Below are 22,042 nucleotides of genomic sequence, written 5' to 3' on the forward strand. Positions count from 1 at the left end.
ACGTGGGCCTGCATCTTAACGAAGGCGGCGACGATCTCGCCGAGAACCATGAAATCAACGTGACGCCGTTCATCGACGTCATGCTGGTGCTGCTGATCATCTTCATGGTGGCTGCGCCGCTGGCGACCGTGGACATCAAGGTCGACCTGCCGGCCTCCACCGCCACACCGCAGCCCAGACCCGAGAAGCCGATATTTCTCAGTGTGAAAACCGACAAGAGCCTTTATCTGGGCGAAGAGAAGGTTGCCCGCGAGCAGATCGGTCAGGTGCTGGACGCCCGCACCAAGGGCAAGAAAGACACCACGATCTTCTTCCAGGCCGACAAGGGCGTGGATTACGGTGATCTGATGGACGTCATGAACACGCTTCGGGGTGCGGGTTACCTGAAGGTCGGTCTGGTAGGTCTTGAGACGGCTGGTAAGAAATGATCAGTACGCGCCAAAAACTGACGCGCTATAGCGGTAGTCTGTTGTTGGTGCTGGCCGTGCACGCCATCGCAATCATCATCGCCGTTCGCTGGCCCGCCTCTCAGGCGATCGAGCTACCACCGGCAGCCATGATGGTCGAGCTTGCGCCTCTGCCCGAGCCCGCGCCGCCGCCACCACCGAAGGTCGTTCAGCCGCCACCGCCGCCAGCCCCGGAAGAGCCGACACCGGTACCGGAAGTCGTGCAGGCGCCGAAGCCGGAAATTGTGGTGCCCAAGAAGGTCGAGAAGCCCAAGCCCAAACCGCAGCCGCCAAAGCCGCAGAAGAAGCTTGAGCCGCCCAAGGAAAAGCCTGCCGACGAAAAGCCGGTCGATACACCGCCGACCACGGCGCAACCGGAAAAACCGGCTGCACCCAAGCCTGCTCCTGCGCCTTCGCCACCCAGCAATGCATTGCCAAGCTGGCAGGGTGATCTGCTGAGTCACTTGGGCAAGTACAAGAAGTATCCCGAAGATGCGCGCCGTCGCGGCATGCAGGGTGTTGCTCGCTTGCGCTTCGTGGTGGACGCTGACGGCAACGTGCTGTCCTACTCGATTGCCAACAGTTCAGGCAGCTCGGCGCTGGATCGAGCGACCATGGAAATGATCCGTCGCGCTCAGCCATTGCCCAAGCCGCCCAAGGAAATCCTCAACAACGGCACCATTGAAATCCTCGCACCGTTCGTTTATTCACTGGATAAACGCTGAATTGTACTTTTGTTACCCATAAGTACTTCTGATAACGTGCGTCTATCGATCGCACCCGCTATGCTGGGGTCGCAACTTCATGGACGCACGTTATGACTCTTACAGAATTGCGCTACATCGTTACGCTCGCCCAGGAGCAGCACTTTGGCCATGCGGCGGAACGCTGCCATGTCAGCCAGCCAACGCTGTCGGTGGGTGTCAAAAAACTCGAAGACGAACTCGGTGTGCTCATTTTCGAGCGCAGCAAGAGCGCTGTGCGCCTGACACCAGTTGGTGAAGGCATCGTTGCGCAGGCACAGAAAGTGCTGGAGCAGGCCCAGGGTATCCGCGAGCTGGCCCAGGCCGGCAAGAACCAGCTGACCGCCCCGCTGAAAGTCGGCGCGATCTATACCGTCGGCCCCTACCTGTTTCCTCACCTGATCCCACAACTGCACCGGGTCGCTCCGCAGATGCCGTTGTACATCGAAGAAAACTTCACGCATGTGCTGCGCGACAAGCTGCGCAACGGTGAGCTGGATGCCGTCATCATTGCCTTGCCGTTCAACGAAGCCGACGTGCTGACCCTGCCGCTTTACGACGAACCGTTCTCTGTCCTGATGCCGGCAGACCACCCCTGGACTCAGAAAGAGACCATCGATGCCTCGGCGCTCAACGACAAGAGCCTGCTATTGCTGGGCGAAGGTCACTGCTTCCGTGATCAGGTCCTGGAAGCCTGCCCGACGCTGGGCAAAGGCAACGAAGGTTCCAAGCACACCACGGTAGAGTCCAGCTCCCTGGAAACCATTCGGCACATGGTCGCCTCCGGGCTGGGCATTTCGATCCTGCCGCTGTCGGCAGTCGACAGCCATCACTACGCGCCCGGCGTGATCGAAGTCCGCCCGCTGACGCCGCCCGTGCCTTTCCGCACGGTCGCCATCGCCTGGCGTGCAAGCTTCCCGAGACCCAAAGCCATCGAAATCCTCGCTGACTCTGCACGTCTGTGCTCGGTGGCACGTCCGAAAACAGTCGCTAGCTAGGCAGAACAGAAATGAGCGAGCTTTCCAGGGTCTCGGTCACGGCGCTCAAGGGTGTCGGCGAAGCGATGGCAGAAAAGCTGGCCAAGGTCGGGCTGGAAACCCTGCAGGACGTGCTGTTCCATCTGCCGCTGCGTTATCAGGACCGCACGCGCATCGTACCGATCGGTGCGTTGCGTCCTGGTCAGGATGCCGTTATCGAAGGCGTGGTCAGTGGTGCCGATGTGGTGATGGGCAAGCGTCGCAGCCTGCTGGTACGGCTGGGCGACGGCACCGGGGTCGTCAGCCTGCGCTTCTATCACTTCAGCAATGCCCAGAAAGAAAGCATGAAGCGTGGCACGCACCTGCGTTGCTTCGGCGAAGCGCGTCCCGGAGCTTCCGGACTGGAAATTTATCACCCGGAATATCGGGCGATTACCGGTGATGAGCCCGCGCCCGTCGAACAGACCCTCACGCCGATCTATCCGACGACCGAAGGCCTGACCCAACAGCGTCTGCGCCAGCTGTGCCAGCAGAGCCTGGCGATGCTCGGCCCCAAAAGCCTGCCGGACTGGCTGCCTGAAGAGCTGGCCCGCGATTATCAGCTGGCCCCGCTGGATGACGCGATCCGCTACCTGCATCACCCACCGGCCGATGCCGACGTGGAGGAGCTGGCCCTCGGGCATCACTGGGCAAAGCACCGACTGGCTTTCGAAGAACTGCTGACCCACCAGCTTTCCCAGCAGCGCCTGCGCGAAAGCCTGCGTTCACAGCGCGCACCGGCATTGCCCGTTGCGAAAAAACTGCCGAAACAGTTTCTCGCCAACCTCGGCTTTGCCCCCACCGGCGCGCAGCAGCGTGTCGGCAAGGAAGTGGCCTATGACCTGAGCCAGCCTGAGCCGATGCTGCGGCTGATTCAGGGCGATGTGGGCTCGGGCAAGACTGTGGTTGCCGCGCTGGCTGCTTTGCAAGCACTGGAAGCGGGTTATCAAGTGGCGCTGATGGCGCCCACCGAGATTCTCGCCGAGCAGCACTACATCAACTTTCAGCGCTGGCTCGAGCCCTTGGGCGTGGATGTGGCATGGCTGGCGGGCAAGCTCAAAGGCAAGGCACGCGTCGCGTCTCTGGAGCAGATCGCCAGCGGCACACCCATGGTGGTCGGCACCCATGCGCTGTTTCAGGACGAAGTGCAGTTCAAGAACCTGGCGCTGGTGATCATCGACGAGCAGCACCGGTTCGGCGTTCAGCAACGCCTGGCGCTGCGCAAAAAGGGCGTTGGCGGTCTGATGTGCCCGCATCAGTTGATCATGACCGCCACACCGATCCCGCGCACGCTGGCCATGAGTGCCTACGCCGACCTGGACACTTCGATCCTCGACGAACTGCCGCCCGGGCGGACGCCGGTCAATACCGTGCTGGTTGCCGACAGCCGCCGCCTGGAAGTCGTGGAGCGGGTGCGCGCCGCCTGCGCAGAAGGTCGCCAGGCCTACTGGGTGTGCACGCTGATCGAGGAATCCGAAGAGCTGACCTGCAAGGCTGCCGAAACCACTTACGAAGAATTGAGCAGTGCGTTGGGTGACGTGCGCGTCGGGCTGATTCACGGGCGCATGAAGCCCGCAGAAAAAGCCGCGATCATGGCCGAGTTCAAGCAGGGTGCGCTGCAATTGCTGGTGGCAACGACGGTCATCGAAGTCGGTGTCGACGTGCCGAACTCCAGCCTGATGATCATCGAGAACCCCGAACGTCTTGGCCTGGCGCAATTGCACCAGTTGCGCGGACGCGTCGGGCGCGGCAGCGCAGTGAGCCATTGTGTGCTCCTCTATCATCCGCCACTTTCACAGATCGGACGACAGCGGCTGGGCATCATGCGCGAAACCAACGATGGTTTCGTCATCGCCGAAAAAGACCTCGAACTGCGTGGCCCCGGTGAAATGCTCGGTACCCGACAAACGGGCCTTCTGCAATTCAAAGTCGCCGATCTGATGCGCGACGCAGACCTGCTACCGGCCGTACGCGACGCGGCTCAGGCCCTGCTGGAGCGCTGGCCGCAACACGTCAGCCCGCTGCTCGACAGGTGGCTGCGTCATGGCCAGCAGTATGGCCAGGTGTGATTCAGACTACGCTTTGTAAACCGCGTGCGACCCAAATCGAATAACGTGGTTATACTTCAGAAAATGTAGGAATTTGGACATAGCTCATGACAGAAGTCGCCCACGTCAATGATCCGCACCATGCGCCGTCGGTAATCCGGCAGTTGCTTGAAAAATTGGCTATCAGCTACAACGAAGTCGTGGACGAAAAAAACCTTCCTCCAGCGCGCAAGGTGCAGGCTGTGCTGGTCGAGGACGCTGTCGGTGCGTTGCTTATCCTGTTTCCGCAAAGCCAGTTGCTCGACCTCTCCCGCATCACCGAGCTGACCGGCCGCCAACTGACCGCCGTGCCGCACGAGCGGCTGGAGCGCATGCTGACCAAGCACAACCTGCGCGTACTGCCAGGTCTCCCGGCGCTGACCAGCTCACCCTGCCTTTACGACGAACGCCTGCTTCAGGAGCCAACCTTGTTGGTGGGTTCGGGTGAACCCGGTGTTCTGCTGGAAATCAGCAGCGAGGACTTCAAGGGCATGCTGAGCAAGGCCAGTGCCGCGCACTTCGGTCAGTCGGTGGCGGCGATCCGGCCGAACCTCGATCGTCCTGACGACGATCCTGCAGAAATCACCCAGGCCATGCATGCCTTCACGGCGCGCCGCATCCAGCAGCGTCTGGAAGCGACCCTGGAGATTCCGCCGCTGGCTGGCACTGCGCAGAAAATCATCAAACTGCGCGTCGACCCCGATGCAACCATTGATGACATCACCGGCGTCGTCGAAACCGATCCTGCGCTGGCCGCTCAGGTCGTCAGCTGGGCCGCTTCGCCGTATTACGCGTCGACCGGCAAGATTCGTTCGGTCGAAGACGCAATCGTCCGTGTACTGGGCTTCGATCTGGTGATCAACCTGGCGCTGGGCCTCGCACTGGGCAAAACTCTGAGCCTGCCCAAGGATCAGCCACAACAGACCACGCCGTACTGGCAGCAATCCATCTACACCGCTGCCGTCATCGAAGGCCTGACCCGCGCCATTCCGCGCGCCAGCCGGCCGGAGGGTGGCCTGAGCTACCTCGCCGGTTTGCTGCACAACTTCGGTTACCTGCTGCTGGCGCACGTGTTTCCACCGCACTTCACCCTGATTTGCCGTCAGCTGGAAGTGAACCCGCATTTGCACCACAGCTTTATCGAGCAGCATCTGCTGGGCATTAGCCGTGAGCAGATCGGTGCCTGGCTGATGCGCTATTGGGACATGCCGGATGAGCTCGCCATCGCATTGCGCTTCCAGCACGACCCGCACTACAAGGGTGAGCATCACGTCTATGCCAACCTGGTCTATCTGGCGGTGCGCCTGCTGCGAGCCAACGGTATTGGCTCCGGTCCCGAACAGGATATCCCGGACGAATTGTTCGAGCGCCTGGGCCTGACTCGCGACAAAGCCAACGAATCGGTGAAAAAAGTGCTCGAGGCCGAAGTGCTGCTGCGCGAACTGGCGTCGCAGTTCAGCAAGTAACCTGCGGATCCAGTACGCGAATAGTGCCTACGGCTCCCGCCCAGGCACTGTCCCCTCAAACCTCAGAAGGGCTCGCCTTCAACCCCTGGCAGGTGCTCATCAAGACGCAGCCAGGGAAGCCGGTTCTCTATCCAGATGTGTCGAGAGGGCGCGGCCAGCTCCGGTCGGTCAAGCGTCGCAATGGTGACGTCGATGTCGTCCGGGCTGTTGTGCGTGAACAACGCCAGGTGAGCGCCGCACTTGCCGCAGAAATAGCGCACGCAGCCGGGGGCGGAGTCATAAGCGCAGGGGCTGCCGGTCAACCACTTGAACGAAGCCAGCGGCACGCTTATCCAGGTCACGACCGTCGCACCCGAGGTGCGTCGACAGATGGAACAGTGGCAATGAGCGATGTCCCGCAACGGCGCATCGAACTGGTAACGCAGCCCGCCGCAATGGCAGCCACCCGAGTGTATCTCGCTCATCCGTGCTTCTCCTGTGCATGCCTATAACCCCTTTGACAATAAAATTCCCGCAACTGGCGAATGAAAGGTCGGTGAAAGCTTGGACAATTAGCATCAGCCCACTTCCGGCAAAAAGACCGGTTAGCCAGGAACGGACTCCAAGGTGTTTCAGGCCCAATTAACAACAATAATGGTGATTCCGATGCTTGCTGACTTCTCGTTCCACACTCTCCTTGCGCCCCCACTCCACGTACCGATCTGCTGAGCTGACTCGTTCATTTCGCGTTCTGTAGCCGTATTACGTCTGGAGTATTCCCATGCTGACTTTCCTTGGCTTTGCCATGGTTATTGCGTTCATGTACCTGATCATGAGCAAGCGCCTGACTGCGCTGATCGCCCTGATCCTGGTGCCGATCATCTTCGCCCTGTTCGGTGGCTTCGCGTCGCAGATCGGCCCGATGATGCTGGCAGGTATCACCAAGCTGGCGCCGACCGGCGTGATGCTGATGTTCGCCATTCTGTACTTTGCGCTGATGATCGACTCCGGTCTGTTCGACCCGGCCGTGCGCAAGATCCTGAAAATGGTCAAGGGCGACCCGATGCGCATTTCGGTCGGCACCGCCGTGCTGGCGTTGGTGGTCTCTCTCGACGGTGACGGCGCCACCACCTACATGATCTGCGTTGCCGCCATGCTGCCGCTGTACAGCCGCATCGGCATGAGCCCGCGCATCATGGCCGGCCTGATCATTCTGGCCGGCGGCGTGATGAATATGACCCCTTGGGGCGGCCCGACCGCTCGTGCGGCAAGTGCCCTGCACGTCGATGCCTCCGACATCTTCGTACCGATGATCCCGGCCATGCTGGCAGGTGTGATTGCGATCCTGGCGATTGCCTACTTCTACGGCAAACGCGAGCGTGCCCGTCTGGGTGAACTGCACCTGCAGGGTGATGAAGTCGACCACAGCGAAATCAGCGTCTCACAATTTCCTGACGCGCGCCGTCCAAAGCTGATCTGGTTCAACGCTGCCCTGACCCTGACACTGATGGTCGCCCTGATCATGGGCCTGCTGCCACTGCCGGTCCTGTTCATGATCGCGTTCAGTATCGCGATGATCATCAACTACCCGAACCTGCAGGACCAGAAGGACCGCGTATCGGCCCACGCCGGTAGCGTGCTGGCGGTGGTCGGCCTGATCTTCGCTGCGGGTATCTTCACCGGCATCCTGTCCGGCACCGGCATGGTCGACGCGATGTCGAAAAGCCTGCTGGCAGTGATCCCGGATGCGCTGGGCCCGTACCTCGCCGTGATCACCGCGCTGGTGAGCATGCCGTTCACCTTCTTCATGTCCAACGACGCGTTCTACTACGGCGTACTGCCAGTGCTGTCCGAAGCCGCTGCCCACTACGGCATCAGCCCGGTGGAAATGGCCCGCGCCTCGATCGTCGGTCAACCGGTCCACCTGCTAAGCCCGCTGGTGCCTTCGACCTACCTGCTGGTGGCTCTGGCCGGTATCGAGTTCGGTGACCACCAGCGCTTCACCCTAAAATGGGCGATTCTGGTGTGCATGTGCATCCTGGTTGCCGCGCTGCTGATGGGTATCTTCCCGTTCTATAGCAGCATGTAAGCTTCTTTAGCGGCCCACAAGGCTCGCCGTCGACTTGATCGTTGACGGCGAGTTTTTGCGTTTGCGGCCATCAATTGGTTGAAGGCCGATACTGCAAGGCTTCGGCCAGATGGCTACGGTTGATCGCGTCCACCTGCTCCAGATCCGCCAAAGTCCGCGCCACCTTCAGCAATCGATGCGCCGAGCGTAACGACAGGGTCAGACGCTCGCACGCCGTCTCCAGCCAGCTTTCATCGACACTGGACAGCGCGCAGTACTCGCGCAGCCCCGGCAGATCGAGAAACGCATTGGCGCAGCCCTGACGACGTTGCTGACGGTCTCTCGCCTCAGCGACCACGGCTGCGGCACTGGCAGTGTTTTCACTGGTGGTCGGGTCAGGGTTGAGGGCGGTGGCTTCGCGGGCGACGGTCAGGTGCAGGTCGATCCGGTCCAGTAGCGGCCCGGACAACTTGTTGCGATAGCGCTGCACCTGCTCGGTGGAACAACGGCAGCGCCCGGTCGGCTCACCGAGATAGCCACAGGGGCAAGGGTTCATCGCCGCCACCAACTGGAACCGCGCCGGAAAGCGCACGCGATCCCGCGCCCGGGAAATCACGATATGCCCGGACTCCAGCGGCTCGCGCAAAACCTCCAGCACGCGGCGATCGAATTCCGGCAACTCATCGAGAAATAGTACGCCGTGATGTGCCAACGTGATCTCGCCAGGTTGCGGACGACTGCCACCGCCCACCAACGCCGGCCCGGACGCCGAGTGATGCGGCTGTCGAAACGGCCGCTGCGGCCAACTGGTCAGCGGCACCTGGCTGGCGACCGACTGAATGGCCGCCACCTCCAGCGCTTCATGCTCGTCCAGCGGCGGCAACAAACCCGGCAACCGACTGGCAAGCAGCGTCTTGCCGGTGCCGGGCGGCCCGCTGAACAGCAGGTTATGCGCCCCAGCAGCGGCAATCACCAAGGCACGCTTCGCGGCGGTCTGGCCCTGTACTTCGCTAAGGTCCGGATACGGCTTGGGCTGATGCAGCAAACCGCTGGACTGATACGGCGCAATCACCGTGCGCCCGTTGAAATGCGCGACCAGCTCCAGCAAGTGGCTCACCGCAATCACCCGTAGCCCCGACGCCAGGCACGCTTCCTCAGCGTTAACCGCCGGGATGATCAGCGTCCGCTCCGCCGCACGCGCCGCGAGTGCAGCAGGCAGCACACCCTGAATCGGCCGAATCGCCCCCGACAACGCCAGCTCGCCCAGGCACTCAACATCCTGCAACGCCACCAGCGGCACCTGTCCGCTGGCGGCCAGCAAACCCAGCGCAATCGCCAGATCGAACCGCCCGCCATCCTTGGGCAAATCAGCCGGCGCAAGATTGAGCGTGATCCGCCGCGCCGGAAAATCCAGCCCGGAATTGAGAATCGCACTGCGCACCCGGTCTTTGCTCTCCTTGACCGCCCCCTCCGGCAACCCCACCAGCGTCAGGGCCGGCAGGCCGTTGGCCAGATGCGCTTCAACAGTAACCGCCGGGGCTTCCACCCCGACCTGGGCACGACTATGGACGATAGCCAGCGACATGGATCATTCCTTGATATGAGCGATGGGCGGGTATCGTGCTTTATTTGCGGGGTGGGTGGTGAGGGGGAATGGATACAGAGTGTGAGTGGGGCGAGAACGACAGATATATATTTTGGTTGTGTAGAAATGCCATAAATATTGCTTTAAATGCTGAAAAACACCGTGCAGGAGCATTGATATGAGCATCCGTCTTGCCCTTCCCGAGGACTCGTTGCAGATAGCGACGATTCATCTGGAGTCATGGAGAAGTGCCTATGAGGGCATCATTCCCTCTGCCTATATCAATCGGATAACGCTTGAGGCGAGGCTGTCCCACTGGATCAAGGAGATCGCTTCGGGCGAATTGGACCTGTACGTTAAAGTCGACAGGTTAGACCGGGTCTTGGGCTGGATGGCCACGGGGGCTGACAGGGAACATCCCGAAGACCGCGGCGTCGCGGAAGTACAGGCCATTTATGTCAGCCCAATGCACACACGCCAAGGCATTGGGCGAGAGCTGTTCGACCATGTGATGCCTCTCTTTCAATCCGCTGGTCGCACCAGAGTTGTCGTCTGGGTGCTGGAGAGCAATGCCCCTGCCATCGATTTCTACCATCAGCGAGGGTTCGCAAAAGAGCCGATCAAAACCAGGACGAGCGAACGAGACAATGCCAGGTTGGTCGAGATCAAACTTGAACAGCTCATCACGACACCGCCCTCAACGGTGCCCTGCTCACCTTAGTCAGGCCTGCCCCCCAATAAGCACCCCCGTAGGCCACACCATAATCTGGCTCACATCCGCCCCATCCCGGCTACTCGATCGCATAAACAAGCGCCCGTGCGATCGCATCCGGCTCCAGCGCAACCTTTCGAAATGCTTTAATCGCTGGCCAGCAAACCCAGCGCAATAGCAAGATCGAACCGTCCGCCATTCCTGGTAAATAAGCCGGGGCAAGGTTGAGCGTGATCCGCCGCGCCGGAAAATCCAGCCTGGAATTGAGGATGGCACTGCGTACCCGGTCCTTGCTCTCCTTGACCGCCCCCTCCGGCAACCCCACCAGCGTCAGGGCCGGCAGGCCGTTGGACAGATGCGCTTCAACAGTAACCGCCGGGGCTTTCACCCCGACCTGGGCACGACTATGGACGATAGCCAGCGATATGGATCATTCCTTGATATGAGCGATGGGCGGGTATCGTGCTTTATTTGCGGAATGGGGGTGAGTGGGTTCGACAGATACGACACTTACTCAGCTAAAGGCTGCATACAAAACATAGGTGCGCAAATTTCTGCACACCCGATGGCCGGGGCTTAACGAGCCAGGCTCTATATTCAAAGCGATGCAGCACACATGCATGAGTCCGCGCAGGTGCGCAGAGGCTTGCGCACTATTTCACGTTTTTTTGCTCGATGTCTTTGCTTTAAATCTCTATCTATTTGTTTTCCATAGATAAATAGACAGTCGGCACATATCTTGGAATGCACCTCTGCATACAGCGGGCGATATCGCCCGTTTCTGCGCAGAGATTTCACGCATGACCGACAAATCCGGCACCCATACTCAACGACGTGCTGCAACGTTCCCTAAAACACCCGCCACAGCCACCAGTCTGTGTCCCTTCCGGGGGCCTGACGTCGCCATCGTGCCAGTGCGCTATGCGCTGGACCGCTCGCGCTACGATGCCGAGCCCGAGAAGCTGAAACCGCTGCTCAAGGGCAGCCGCTGGGCAGTAATGCCGAAGCTGAAAACACGCACCTATACCCTTCGCCAACTGTATGACGGTTACGTGTATGTCTATGACGAGACTGCCGGGACCTTTCATGAGTACGTCTCGTCAGCTGCCAATGGTCATCTGAGCCGCATCATCTGGACAGACGCACAGATCGGCAGTGACCGGCGAAGCGGTGCCGACGATGGCAAACCCTTCCTGCTCTATCCGCGGAACAACCGGCTTCACATCGCCTTTTCAGCGCAGCAATGGACGTGGCGAACCTGCGAACACCTGCGCTCGAATCCGGCAAGCCGCGCGTCATGGATGAAAGCGCTGGATCTGAAGCGTTACTGCGTGACCATGGCCGAGCCGGATACCTTGCCGTTGAAGCGTATTGCCGAAGCGGTGGCGGACATCGACAAGGAATATGTGGTTAACGATGACCGTTTTGCAGACTCGGCGATTTCCACCTCCAAGGCCTTCAGCGAGGACGCCAATCCACTGCTTTCGCCCATCGGCGCTGACGTTTTCTGGCAGGGCAGTGTTGAACACCAGGACAGCTCTCTGCTCATTGCCCTTGATGACCCGCTGGCCATTTTCAACGATCTGGGCATGCAACTGGCCGCCGATCAGGCCGCTTACCGTATCTGGCAAGCCGAGCACGAACACAAGATCCAGATCGCCCAGACTGTCACCGCACTGTGTGGCGCTGAAAGCGAACCGGAGAAACTGCCCGCATCGGTGCGCGGCAATACGGCGCTTACCCACCAGTACCTGAGCGACGTCGAAGCCTATTTTGAACAATGCATTTTTGAACAAGAGCAGATCGGCAACAACACCGCTCCCGGAGGCGTGCTATTGCTGCCGGATATTTTCAAGAGTCCGGAGATGCGCAGATCGATTGAAATGCGTTACGGCAGCGCGCCTTCTGACGAGGCTATGCAAGCCTGGAAAGATCGCCAAAAATGGCGACGCGAGGTCGATCTGACAGGTGCGCGTCAGTACCTTCAGCAGCACCTGCCAACCGGCGACACATTGCTGCAACAGGTGCGTGACACGCAAAGCGACTTTCGGCAATGGTCGACCCATCTGGGCACGGAACCCCTCAAGCTTTTTGTCGACACCACCCACCCTGAAAGCCTGCTGTACCTGCAAACGGTCATGCTCAACCTGCAGATCATCTACGCTCAGGACAACGCCGCCAGCGCCTGGCTCGCCGAGCAGGAAACCAACAACAGCAGCCTGTTTGGCACGTTGCGCTACGGCTTCTCACCGGCGCTCAAACACGCGCTGCACCAGGAAGCCAACGCGCTCCTGAACGGTCTGGGTGATGCCACCAATCTGGCCACCCGCATCGGCGAACTCAACAGCACGCTCAATCATAAGGGCTTTGCCGACAAGCCGTGGATGAAGGCGCTGAAACAACCTGTTCAGGACACCTTCAAAGCACTTGGCCAACTGGCCAGTAGCGCAGGCAAGGGAACGTTCGAAAGTATCCTGCTGGCCTGGGTGCCCATCGACAGCCGTCTGGCGGTGGGCAAGCAGCAGAACATCGTTGCGCTGATTCGCACACTGCTTATCGGTCAGATCCTGCTCGATTCGAACGCACGTATTGCGATCGATCAGAAAATGTTTACGAAGCTGAAAAGCTGGATCAGCGAGTGGCAGGTGCTCAACAAACAGATCAGCGACACCCGCCGCAGCTGGCTCTATCCCACCGCTTACAAGCCCCGCAAAAGCATCGCCAGCAACCTGCGCGCGCTCGAGCAAAAACTTCGCCTGCACGAACTGAGCATGCCCGCCCTGCTCGACTATCAGAACAACCAATACGCCAAGCAATTGCAGGACGAGATTCGCCTGCACTTCCAGTCCGGCAAAGCCATCGCCAAAGACTGGCTGAACACCGCCAAACGCTGGAGCGAAAGCCTGGGCGGCACTGCCGGTTCGATCACCTGGGGCGTGATCATGCTCAACTTCATCAACACCGCCTTCACCTATCGCGACCTTACTCGGGACGGAGACTTCAGTGCCAAGGACATCGGCAAGGTGACCTATGGGTTGGGGTACAGCTTTAACTTGTTGATGGCGGTGTTTGTTGAAGCGCCGTGGGCGGTTATCAGTACGGCGAAGCCTGTTGTTATTGGTACGTACTCAATAGGCATTCTTGATAGATCGGCGGCTTACTGGAATGCACGGGGTAATGCGGTTTGGGGTGATGCGATAAGGGGATTTAGAGGTTCGATGGTAGCGATGGGTGGGTTTGGGATAGCGGCGGTTACATTAGAGTTGAAAGATATTCTTGAAGACCTTGATGCGGCTAGAACGATAGAAGAAAAAACTGCAATCAGCGTAAAGGGCGCCTCTGTACTCGTAATGGGAGCAGGTTCGACAACTCAGCTAGGGAATCTCCGAACAAGTCTTCAAATGTGCTGAAATACGCCTGACCACCTGATCCGAGCCGCCCATGAGCCAGATGAGCTTTTCCGATTTCGAATATGCCGGTAAGCGCAAGCAGACACGCCGCGAACGCTTCCTCGCCGAGATGGATCAGGTCGTGCCCTGGACAGGTCTACTGGGCCTGATCGAACCGTTCTACCCCAAGGCCGGCGGAGGCAGAAAACCTTATCCTCTGGAAACCATGCTGCGCATTCATCTGCTGCAGAACTGGTTCTCCCTGAGCGACCCGGCCATGGAAGAAGCGCTCTACGAAATCACGCCCATGCGCCAGTTTGCACGCCTGACCTTGAGCGCCCCGATACCTGAAGACACCACGATCATGAACTTCCGGCACCTGCTGGAAAAGCATCAACTGGCCCCTGCGATCCTCGCGGTCATCAACGGTTATCTGCAAGAGAAAGGCCTGTCCCTGCGCCAGGGCACCATCGTCGATGCCACCATCATTCATGCCCCTTGCTCGACCAAGAACGAGGAAGGAAAGCGTGATCCCGAGATGCATCAGACGAAGAAAGGTAACCAATACTTCTTCGGGATGAAGGCGCATATCGGCGCCGATGCGGAGTCGGGCCTGGTTCATCATGTTCATGGCACTGCGGCCAATGTGGCCGATGTCACGCAGGTCGCCGAACTGCTCCACGGCGAAGAAAACGCGGTGTATGCAGACGCGGGATACACCGGTGTCGAGAAGCGTGAAGAGCATGAAAATCGTGAGGTCATCTGGCAAATCGCTGCGCGGCGCAGCACGTATTCCAGGCTCAATAAACGCAGCGTGCTCTACAAGGCCAAGCGCAAGATCGAGTACTGCAAAGCTCAGACACGGGCCAAGGTCGAGCATCCGTTTCGCGTAATCAAGCGTCAGTTTGGCTACGTGAAAGTGCGCTTTCGTGGGCTGATGAAAAACACAGCTCAGCTGACCACGCTGTTCGCCCTGTCGAATCTGTGGATGGCTCGAAAACAGCTGATGGGTATGGGTGAGTTGCGCGTTTAACACGGAAAACCGGGCGGAAACGCCCTCAACGCGCGCTGCATCAGGCCATTTTCAGCAAATAGCGCTGGGTGCCGGGCAAATTGCGACTCGCCGCCGCTGCGCAGCAAGTTGATCGGAGCATCCCTAGCGGCAGGGATATTCCCGGCCAGCACAATTACCACTATTGCAATGAGCTCATGGTTGAGCGTCGTTTTACTTATGACAGGTTTTATTTATCTTTTTGCTACAATGGCTTTAAACTATTTCAAGCAAGACAGTATAGGCTGGTGGCTACGTAGGTGTTGCTGGTCAAAAACCGTAGCTTACCGTCATCTCGGAACTGCGAAGGGTGAGCATGAAGAAATACAGGCATTACTGGAAATCCAACTATCTCCTCAAGTTTATGTAAAAAGCACCGTACGTTACGAAGACCGTTACCTTGGAAAAGGTGATCACATGAGTGTAGCTGTACAAAATGGCGCAGGAGTACAAGTGCGCTTACCAAATCTGATACGTGGAAACTCTTTACATTTCAACGTCATTAGCAGCAAACGACCATGGGGCTTACTACCTGTAGAAAAAATAGACCAACCAATACATGACAGCTTTCTAAATCGCGGACAATTTAGGAGAGTGGAGCAGTTCAAGATACTTACCAACACGCCTGCTGGCAAAGCGAGTGAAGACTTCACCTATCCTCTCATGCCGCTTGAAGACGAAGACCTTATCTGGGAAACCTGGGTGCCGCTCGACAAGGATGCAACGTATCTTGAGCTGCAAATCTGGTACCCCAGCAATCTGATACATCTTGGCGAGGAGGATCGAGGCTATCTGTTTCAGATAGAGTTGAGTACAAGAGGCGATACTAATAGTGATGGTTTGGCTGCAGTAGAACTTGAAGTGAAGACATTAAGCAGGACTGGCACCTTGACCCTTGAAGTCGCAGAGAGCAGGCCGCTATGAACCCACAAGAGAGAAACTCAACCTTGCCGCAAGGTAGAGATGTCATGAATTGGAAAATCAAAACACTTGCTAGCTCGCCTAGAGAAATAATGGTCATACAATCCATATTTATCGCAGCTTACCTGGCTGCGAGCTCACTTTATATTTGGGGGGGCTGGAAATCGTTTTTAGAAACGCCCCATTTACTAGCGGGTACGATATTAGTACTCGCAGGTATGCTCACCTATTTCGTAGGTCTGCTCATCCGCCAGAAAACCATATACAACTACACTTTGAAAACCGACGGAGCAACCCTCGAGTATTACCTCCACTACCCCGACTTCGCCTCCTCTTTTTTCAAAGGCATCGCTATTTTCGTCATTCTGGTATTCATATTCGTCGCCGTCCTGACCGGATCATTGCTCTTTCTGATCGGCCCGGTAGCGATGGCTTTCATCGCCGCCATCAAACTGCTGAATTGGGAAAACCCCGTCCACCATCGACAAACCGCCCCATGGCAACTGCACGAATTTGTCACGGTCGATCACAAACGTTTTATGGTCATTATCCATTGCGAGGATGTCACCACCGGCTTCGCAGCGCGCTTTCCCAGTAAGGCGCTGATGGACAAGTACCTCGCCTTCCTGCACGAAGTACTTCCAGCGAACGTTGAATATATCGAAAAGGCCACCAACTGGCGTCAGGGCTGACGCGACTCAGGTTAGAGTTGAAACTCACTGCAAGCCTGAGAAATCGATAAAAATACCATAGTATCCCTGAGTTTAATAAATACCGGAATAGAGGACACAGGCTATCTGCTCCAAATAGAACTGAAAACTCAAGGAAATACGTCTTTCGAAGGCTTGTCAGCAGCCGACCTTGAAGTTACGGCTTCAAGTCAAATCGGCTTCATGACTCTGGAAATCACAGAGCAATAGTATGTTTAGAAAAGAAACCATACTCCATCAGGAGACCTTAGCCGAGGAGAATACAGCTAAATTAACAGACCCCGTCATGGCTAACTCTTCTTACGCAGGAAAAGACGTGCTGAACTGGAAAATAAAAACTATCGCAAGACCGCCAAAAGAAATATTTTTTGCTGAACTGGCAGTTATTTCAATCTATGCGGCGATGCTGAGCTTTGGCCTGTGGGCAGGATGGAGCTTTTATTCAAAAAATCCGTTGCAAGCGATTTATATTTTAGCGAGTGCAAGTGGCGGAGCCATTTATTTTATTGTCTTGGGTGTCCGCCAAAAAACCATCTACAACTACACCATAAATACCAACCACGCCCTCGTAGAGTACTACCTCCACTACCCCGACTTTGCCTCCTCCCTTTTCAAAGGCATCGCCATCGCAGTGATCGTGCTGTTCGTATTCGTAGCCATACTCACCGGATCACTGCTGTTCCTGATCGGTCCCGTGGCCATGGCCTTTATCGCAGCGATCAAGCTGCTCAACTGGAAAAACCCCATCCACCACGAACAAAGCCTGCCGTGGACCGAGTACAACTTCGTCACCGTCGACCGAAAGCGCCTCATGATCATCACCCACCGCACCGACGTCACGCTTGGCTTCGAGGCCCGCTTTCAGCACGAGGTGCTGTTCAATAAATACCTCGCGTTTCTCCGAGCCGCGCTCCCGCCAACGGCCGAATTCACCGAAAAAGCGTGGAAGTGGTAGTCCTGTTTACCTGTCTCAATAAGCACTTCCCGTAGGCCGCACCACAATCTCGCTCACATCCACCCCATCCGGCTGCTCGATCGCATAAACAAGCGCCCGTGCGATCGCATCCGGTTCCAACGCAATCTTTCGAAATGCTTTCATCGCGTCACGCGCGGTCTCGTCGGAAATCGAGTCGGCCAGTTCTGATTCGACCACGCCGGGGCAGATGACGGTGACGCGGATTTTGTCGGTTTCCTGCCGAAGGCCATCGGAGATGGCGCGAACAGCAAACTTGGTAGCGCAGTACACTGCGGCGGTCGGGGAAACGGCGAGGCCGCCGATGGACGAGATGTTGATGACCTGGCCGTGCCCTTGCGCTTGCATGCTCGGCAGCACGGCGGCAATGCCGTGCAGTACGCCGCGTACGTTGACGTCGAGCATCTGGTCCCACTCTGCGATTTTCAGCGCGGCGAGCGGCGACAGGGGCATGACGCCGGCGTTGTTGATGATCACATCGATCTTGCCGAATTCATGTTTGGCGAAGTCGGCAAAGGCTTGCATGTCGAGCGCATCGGTCACGTCCAGCGCGCGGAAGCGTGCCGAGCCGCCCTGCGCTTCGATGTCTGCCGACAGCGCCTGCAGACGCTCGATGCGCCGAGCGCCCAGCACTACCTGAGCGCCCTTGGCGGCGATGAGTCGGGCGGCAGCTTCGCCAATCCCGCTGCTGGCGCCTGTGATCAATACAACCTTGCCTTGAATGTTCGACATGACTGGCGTTCCTCGTGAAGTCATCGTTGGCTCAGTTTCAGCGCCTGGCTCAAACTGATCGCGATGGCCATGCTACGAGTCGCTCATCCCTGCGCGCATGCCGATACCTGCGCGGCACTTGCCTATTCCTGTCTGTGGCTCTGCCGCACACTGAATCACTGCACAATGGCCGCTATGATGGTGTTCGATGCAAAGCAAAGGCGTGCAGCAATACTGACTTGGGGCGGGGTTCTTCATGGGTACACACAATGCTGCGAGCGCTCCGGGCACCGATGTTTGCCGGGCTGAAATCATCCAGTTGCTGACGCAGCGTTTTGCGGCACCCGGTGCCTATGAAACCGCCATTGCGCCGCTGCACGTTATCCGCTGCGATGCGCCGTCCGAGCTGATTCATGCGCTGCATCGGCCAGCCCTTTGCGTGATCGTTCAAGGTCGCAAGGAGGTTGCTTTGGGCGATGAGCAGTATGTGTACGACCCGCTCAGCTATCTGGTCGTCGCGGTGACTGTGCCGGTCGCCGGGCGCGTGCTTGAAGCGAGTGGCGAGGCGCCCTATCTGTGCATTCGTCTGGATTTCGAGCCTGCGCACATTGCCCAGCTCATTGCGGAAGCGCCATTGAACGGCGTTCCGGACGAGCCGCAACGGGGCCTTTTTCTTGAGCAGATGGATCAGCCATTGCTTGAGACGGTGTTGAGGCTGGTGCGTCTGCTCGACACGCCTCGCGATATCGCTATGCTCGCGCCCCTTGCACTTCGGGAGCTCTACTACCGGCTGCTGCGCGGCAGCAATGGGCGGCGACTCTACGAAATCGCGGTCGGGGATTCGCAGACGCATCGCGTTACGCGGGCGGTCGACTGGCTGAACAGTCACTACACCGAGCCGCTGCGCATCGACGCACTGGCGCGTCTGGCCAACCTGGGTAATTCGACGCTGCACCACCGATTCAAGGCGCTGACCGCCATGAGCCCGTTGCAGTATCAAAAAAAGCTGCGCCTGCAAGAGGCTCGGCGGCTGATCATCAATGAAGGCCTGGACGCCTCCAGCGCCTGCTATCGCGTCGGCTATGAAAGCCCTTCGCAATTCAGCAGGGAGTACAGCCGCCAATTTGGCTGCCCACCCTCGACAGACCTCAGCCGAGTGCGGCAGCTCGGCTAACCTCCCCGTCCGACATCAACGTCCGGATGCGGCCAACCGCGCATATTGGTCCGGACTGATCCACCCGGTAAACGAACGCTCATCGGCATTGATGAACTCGACCTGAGCCGCGCCATCCTTGAATGCCAGAACCCCGACAACGTCATCCTTGACGATGTAGGCGCCTCGGGTGGCTTTGGCATTCGGCGTTTTCTGCAGCCAGGCCTTATCCGCAGTGACGGTCAGCAGACCGATCCACTGCTTGCTGGCGGTCCGGGTCAGATCCAGGCCGGTGGCGATGTCTGGCGCCAACACGTTCATGCAGCCGGGGTGCTGCCGGCCTTGCTCGATCGTTAGCACCACGCCATCGGCCGAGGCCTTTAGTGTTCCTGGGTACACATCATCAAGCCAGGACGACACCGCTGCGCCCTTCCCGACCTCGACCTTGCCTTGCAGATAAAACGCACAGCTGAATGCCTCGCCGCGCGTCTCCGCGTAATAACCCTCGACCCGATGCTCGGGCGTCACGGCCAGCATCAACTGCTCGTATTTGCCGGAATGCAGTGCTGTGTCCTGAGCGAAAACCGACGTGCCGACACACAACCACAGGGTTGCGGCCAGGGAGCAGCGAGTAAGGGGACGTTTGTCAGTCATGCTTCCATCCATAGAACGTTCGAATAGCCGTGAGGAGTGGCCAGTCCATGACTGGCGCGCCGAGACGTTAGCGTATTTCGGCGCGTAACTGTATCACTGAAATCCGGGGGGATTCATGGCTGCGACGCGAACGCCAGTACACGTTTGAGCATCGCGTCACAGGCGTCAAGTTGTGCGACGCTGATGAACTCGTCCGGCTTGTGTCCCTGCTCCATGCTGCCCGGCCCGCAGACCACTGCCGGAATGCCTGACTGATCGAACAACCCGCCTTCGGTTCCGAACGCCACCGTGCCGAAAGCCCGGGAGCCGCAGAATCCCGCAATCAATTTCGCCGCCTGGCTATGCAGGGGAATATCCAGCCCCGGATAGCTCGACAGTTCAGTGAAGCGAATCTCGCTCCGGGTACTGACCGCCTGCATGGCCGGCAACAATTTTTGCTCGGCGTAGGCGTGCATGGCAGTGACGATCTGCTGTGGGTCCAGGGTGGGGAGCGCACGCACTTCGAAATCGAAACGGCACTGCTCCGGAACGATGTTCAAAGCCGTGCCGCCGCTGATCACACCGGTCTGGATGGTCGAAAACGGCGGATCAAAGCGCTCGTCAAGGGCGTCAGCTGCCCGTAACGCCTCGCCCAGGCGACCCAGTTCACCGATCAACTGCGCCGCATATTCAATGGCGTTGACGCCACTGGGCGCGTGGGCCGAGTGGCAGGCGGCACCCTGTACATCGCAGCGCACCGCGACTTTGCCCTTGTGGCCCAGCACCGGCTGCAACTCCGTCGGCTCGCCGATCACACACAGCATCGGCTTCACCGGCCGCGCCCGAAGCGAAGCCAGTAACGAGCGTACGCCCAGGCAACCCACTTCCTCGTCGTAGGACAGCGCAATATGCACCGGCATGTGCAGCGATGCCCGGGTCAGCGCCGGGACCAGCGCCAGCACGCAGGCAATGTAGCCTTTCATGTCCGCGGTACCACGGCCGTAGAGTTTGCCATCCGCTTCGCTCAGCTCGAACGGCGGGAACGTCCATGGCTGGCCGTCGACCGGCACCACGTCAGTGTGGCCGGACAACACGATGCCGGGCACGTCAGCCGGGCCGATGGTGGCGAACAGATTGGCCTTGGTTTTCTGCGCGTTGTAGATCAACTCGCACGAGACCCCGAAGCGTTCGAGGTAATCACCCACGAAATCGATCAGGGCCAGATTCGATTCGCGACTGGTGGTGTCGAAGGCCACCAGCCGCGCCAGCAGCTCGCGGCTGGAGCTCATCGCTCGTCTCCGGGCACGCCGTAGCCTGGTGCGCCAGCCGGGTTCAGGGCGCGGTCGAGGTAATCCTGCATCTGTGGCTGATAGGCCTGCCAAAGACTTTTCAGCTCGCCTAGCGGGTCGTGCTCGGCCCAGTCGACGCGCAGATCGACGATGGGCCAGGACTGCTCGCCCACGACTTTCAGCGCCGCCGAATGGACCGGCCCCGCTTCGCCGCCTGCGGTCAGACCGGCCTGCATCGCCTGTAACAAGCGCTCTGCCAGGTGCCCGGTTGCCTGCTCGAAGGACTGAATCATTGCGTCGATGACTACCGGGCTCGCCAGCATGTTGCCGGCCACCACGCATTGATCACCGCTGACCGCGTTGTTGATGCCCAGTGTTTCACTGCCGCTGCAATGCGCGACTCGCCCCTGATGATCAATCGCCGTGATTTGCCGATACTCGCTGAACGGGCTGGCGCTCATGACCTGATCCAGCGCCTGAGACGCAGAAATGCCCTGCTCCATCAGGTCCAGCATCTGCGGTCCCAGGGCCGGGAGTGTGATGTTCTGCGACGACACCGCGCCGACACCTGCACGCAGCCAGGGGCAACGCGCGCCTACGGCAATGCTCGACGAGCTGATGGCAATGCCCAGTTGGCCGGTTTTGGCACAGCGGGCGGCAATGGAAAAAGTCATGGGCAACAGTCCTTATTCAGGGATCACGGCGATCACGTCGATTTCCATCAGCCATTGCGGCTGCCCCAGCGCCGACACCACCAGCCCGGTGGAAATCGGGAACACGCCTTTCAACCACTTGCCCACTTCGTGATAGACCGGCTCGCGGTAGCGCGGATCGATGATGTAAGTGGTGGTCTTGACGATATGCGACAGGTCACTGCCGGCCTCTTCGAGCAATTGCTTGACGTTTTTCATCGCCTGCTGCGCCTGGGCGGCCGGGTCACCCAGGCCGACCAGATTGCCGTCGAAATCGGTGCCGACCTGGCCCCTGACGTACACGGTATTGCCCGCGCGCACCGCCTGACACAGGTCGTTGTTCAGGCTTTGATTGGGATAGGTGTCCTTGGTGTTGAACATGCGGATACGAGTATGAGTCGGCGTAGTCATGGGTAAC

18 protein-coding genes and 3 pseudogenes are annotated in these 22,042 nt (G+C 58.8%); 13 read left to right on the forward strand and 8 right to left on the reverse strand.

The features are described from left to right. Positions 1–2 precede the first annotated feature (2 nt). From exbD to JOE33_RS13005, 5 genes are all read left to right on the forward strand, one after another. Positions 3–428 (forward strand): TonB system transport protein ExbD, encoded by a 426-nt coding sequence (gene exbD / locus JOE33_RS12985; protein WP_010438030.1) that lies wholly within the window; start codon positions 3–5, stop codon positions 426–428. Beyond that, on the forward strand, positions 425–1,171 hold the full coding sequence (locus tag JOE33_RS12990) for an energy transducer TonB (RefSeq protein WP_010438027.1): 747 nt from the start codon (positions 425–427) through the stop codon (positions 1,169–1,171). Before exbD ends, JOE33_RS12990 begins: the two co-directional genes overlap by 4 nt. A 92-nt stretch (positions 1,172–1,263) precedes the next feature. Beyond that, the gene (locus tag JOE33_RS12995) at positions 1,264–2,187 is read left to right on the forward strand and encodes a hydrogen peroxide-inducible genes activator (RefSeq protein WP_032614425.1); all 924 of its coding nucleotides are present in this window, start codon (positions 1,264–1,266) and stop codon (positions 2,185–2,187) included. Positions 2,188–2,198: 11 nt separating this feature from the next. After that, positions 2,199–4,274, forward strand: a complete 2,076-nt coding sequence (gene recG, locus JOE33_RS13000) for an ATP-dependent DNA helicase RecG (protein WP_209924079.1) — start codon at positions 2,199–2,201, stop codon at positions 4,272–4,274. An 86-nt stretch (positions 4,275–4,360) separates the two neighbouring features. After that, positions 4,361–5,758 carry an aminoacyl-tRNA deacylase and HDOD domain-containing protein gene (locus JOE33_RS13005; RefSeq protein ID WP_054993978.1) on the forward strand — a complete coding sequence of 466 codons (1,398 nt, stop codon included), beginning with the start codon at positions 4,361–4,363 and terminating at the stop codon, positions 5,756–5,758. Between the two features lie 62 nt (positions 5,759–5,820). Here the strand turns inward: JOE33_RS13005 and JOE33_RS13010 are convergent, their stop codons facing one another. After that, the gene (locus JOE33_RS13010; RefSeq protein WP_010438015.1) at positions 5,821–6,222 is read right to left on the reverse strand and encodes a GFA family protein; all 402 of its coding nucleotides are present in this window, start codon (positions 6,220–6,222) and stop codon (positions 5,821–5,823) included. Positions 6,223–6,518: 296 nt separating this feature from the next. Here JOE33_RS13010 and JOE33_RS13015 point away from each other — a divergent pair, with 296 nt between their 5' ends. After that, a complete protein-coding gene (locus tag JOE33_RS13015; RefSeq protein ID WP_003313973.1) occupies positions 6,519–7,826 on the forward strand; it encodes a CitMHS family transporter in 1,308 nt (435 codons plus the stop codon). A 70-nt stretch (positions 7,827–7,896) separates the two neighbouring features. Here JOE33_RS13015 and JOE33_RS13020 read toward each other — a convergent pair whose 3' ends face one another. Next, entirely contained in the window at positions 7,897–9,390 is a 1,494-nt protein-coding gene (locus tag JOE33_RS13020) for a YifB family Mg chelatase-like AAA ATPase (RefSeq protein WP_003413980.1), read from the reverse strand. Positions 9,391–9,568: 178 nt separating this feature from the next. On the opposite strand from JOE33_RS13020, the gene JOE33_RS13025 reads away from it, so the two are divergent. Continuing rightward, on the forward strand, positions 9,569–10,111 hold the full coding sequence (locus tag JOE33_RS13025; RefSeq protein ID WP_187624973.1) for a GNAT family N-acetyltransferase: 543 nt from the start codon (positions 9,569–9,571) through the stop codon (positions 10,109–10,111). Between the two features lie 143 nt (positions 10,112–10,254). On the opposite strand, the pseudogene JOE33_RS13030 reads toward JOE33_RS13025, so the two are convergent. Beyond that, positions 10,255–10,529, reverse strand: a pseudogene (locus tag JOE33_RS13030) (magnesium chelatase domain-containing protein); the annotation flags it as partial. Positions 10,530–10,902: 373 nt separating this feature from the next. Here JOE33_RS13030 and JOE33_RS13035 point away from each other — a divergent pair. From JOE33_RS13035 to JOE33_RS13055, 5 genes and pseudogenes are all read left to right on the forward strand, one after another. Further along, positions 10,903–13,479: pseudogene (locus JOE33_RS13035) on the forward strand (toxin VasX); the annotation flags it as partial. A gap of 64 nt (positions 13,480–13,543) precedes the next feature. Further along, on the forward strand, positions 13,544–14,524 hold the full coding sequence (locus JOE33_RS13040) for an IS5 family transposase (RefSeq protein WP_105223850.1): 981 nt from the start codon (positions 13,544–13,546) through the stop codon (positions 14,522–14,524). Positions 14,525–14,656: 132 nt separating this feature from the next. Continuing rightward, positions 14,657–15,466: pseudogene (locus JOE33_RS13045) on the forward strand (hypothetical protein); the annotation flags it as partial. Continuing rightward, positions 15,463–16,155 (forward strand): permease, encoded by a 693-nt coding sequence (locus JOE33_RS13050; RefSeq protein WP_187626099.1) that lies wholly within the window; start codon positions 15,463–15,465, stop codon positions 16,153–16,155. The pseudogene JOE33_RS13045 and the gene JOE33_RS13050, both read left to right, overlap by 4 nt. 304 nt (positions 16,156–16,459) lie before the next feature. Then, positions 16,460–17,128, forward strand: a complete 669-nt coding sequence (locus JOE33_RS13055) for a permease (protein WP_187626101.1) — start codon at positions 16,460–16,462, stop codon at positions 17,126–17,128. A 15-nt stretch (positions 17,129–17,143) separates the two neighbouring features. On the opposite strand, the gene JOE33_RS13060 is transcribed toward JOE33_RS13055, so the two are convergent. Further along, positions 17,144–17,878 carry an SDR family oxidoreductase gene (locus JOE33_RS13060; protein WP_187626098.1) on the reverse strand — a complete coding sequence of 245 codons (735 nt, stop codon included), beginning with the start codon at positions 17,876–17,878 and terminating at the stop codon, positions 17,144–17,146. 235 nt (positions 17,879–18,113) lie between these two features. On the opposite strand from JOE33_RS13060, the gene JOE33_RS13065 reads away from it, so the two are divergent. Then, positions 18,114–19,031 (forward strand): AraC family transcriptional regulator, encoded by a 918-nt coding sequence (locus JOE33_RS13065; protein WP_187626097.1) that lies wholly within the window; start codon positions 18,114–18,116, stop codon positions 19,029–19,031. Between the two features lie 15 nt (positions 19,032–19,046). Here JOE33_RS13065 and JOE33_RS13070 read toward each other — a convergent pair whose 3' ends face one another. The 4 genes from JOE33_RS13070 to JOE33_RS13085 all read right to left on the reverse strand — a co-directional run bounded on the left by JOE33_RS13070 (position 19,047) and on the right by JOE33_RS13085 (position 22,035). After that, a complete protein-coding gene (locus tag JOE33_RS13070) occupies positions 19,047–19,664 on the reverse strand; it encodes a hypothetical protein (protein ID WP_187626096.1) in 618 nt (205 codons plus the stop codon). Between the two features lie 113 nt (positions 19,665–19,777). Further along, positions 19,778–20,932: an acetylornithine deacetylase gene (argE, locus tag JOE33_RS13075; RefSeq protein ID WP_122578775.1), complete on the reverse strand. Its 1,155-nt coding sequence runs from the start codon at positions 20,930–20,932 to the stop codon at positions 19,778–19,780. Beyond that, positions 20,929–21,606: a DUF1028 domain-containing protein gene (locus JOE33_RS13080; protein ID WP_209924080.1), complete on the reverse strand. Its 678-nt coding sequence runs from the start codon at positions 21,604–21,606 to the stop codon at positions 20,929–20,931. Before JOE33_RS13080 ends, argE begins: the two co-directional genes overlap by 4 nt. A gap of 12 nt (positions 21,607–21,618) precedes the next feature. After that, on the reverse strand, positions 21,619–22,035 hold the full coding sequence (locus JOE33_RS13085; protein WP_032614164.1) for a RidA family protein: 417 nt from the start codon (positions 22,033–22,035) through the stop codon (positions 21,619–21,621). Positions 22,036–22,042 lie beyond the last annotated feature (7 nt).

The sequence above is a fragment of the Pseudomonas sp. PvP027 genome (assembly GCF_017833005.1).
Classification (GTDB): Bacteria; Pseudomonadota; Gammaproteobacteria; order Pseudomonadales; family Pseudomonadaceae; genus Aquipseudomonas; species Aquipseudomonas congelans.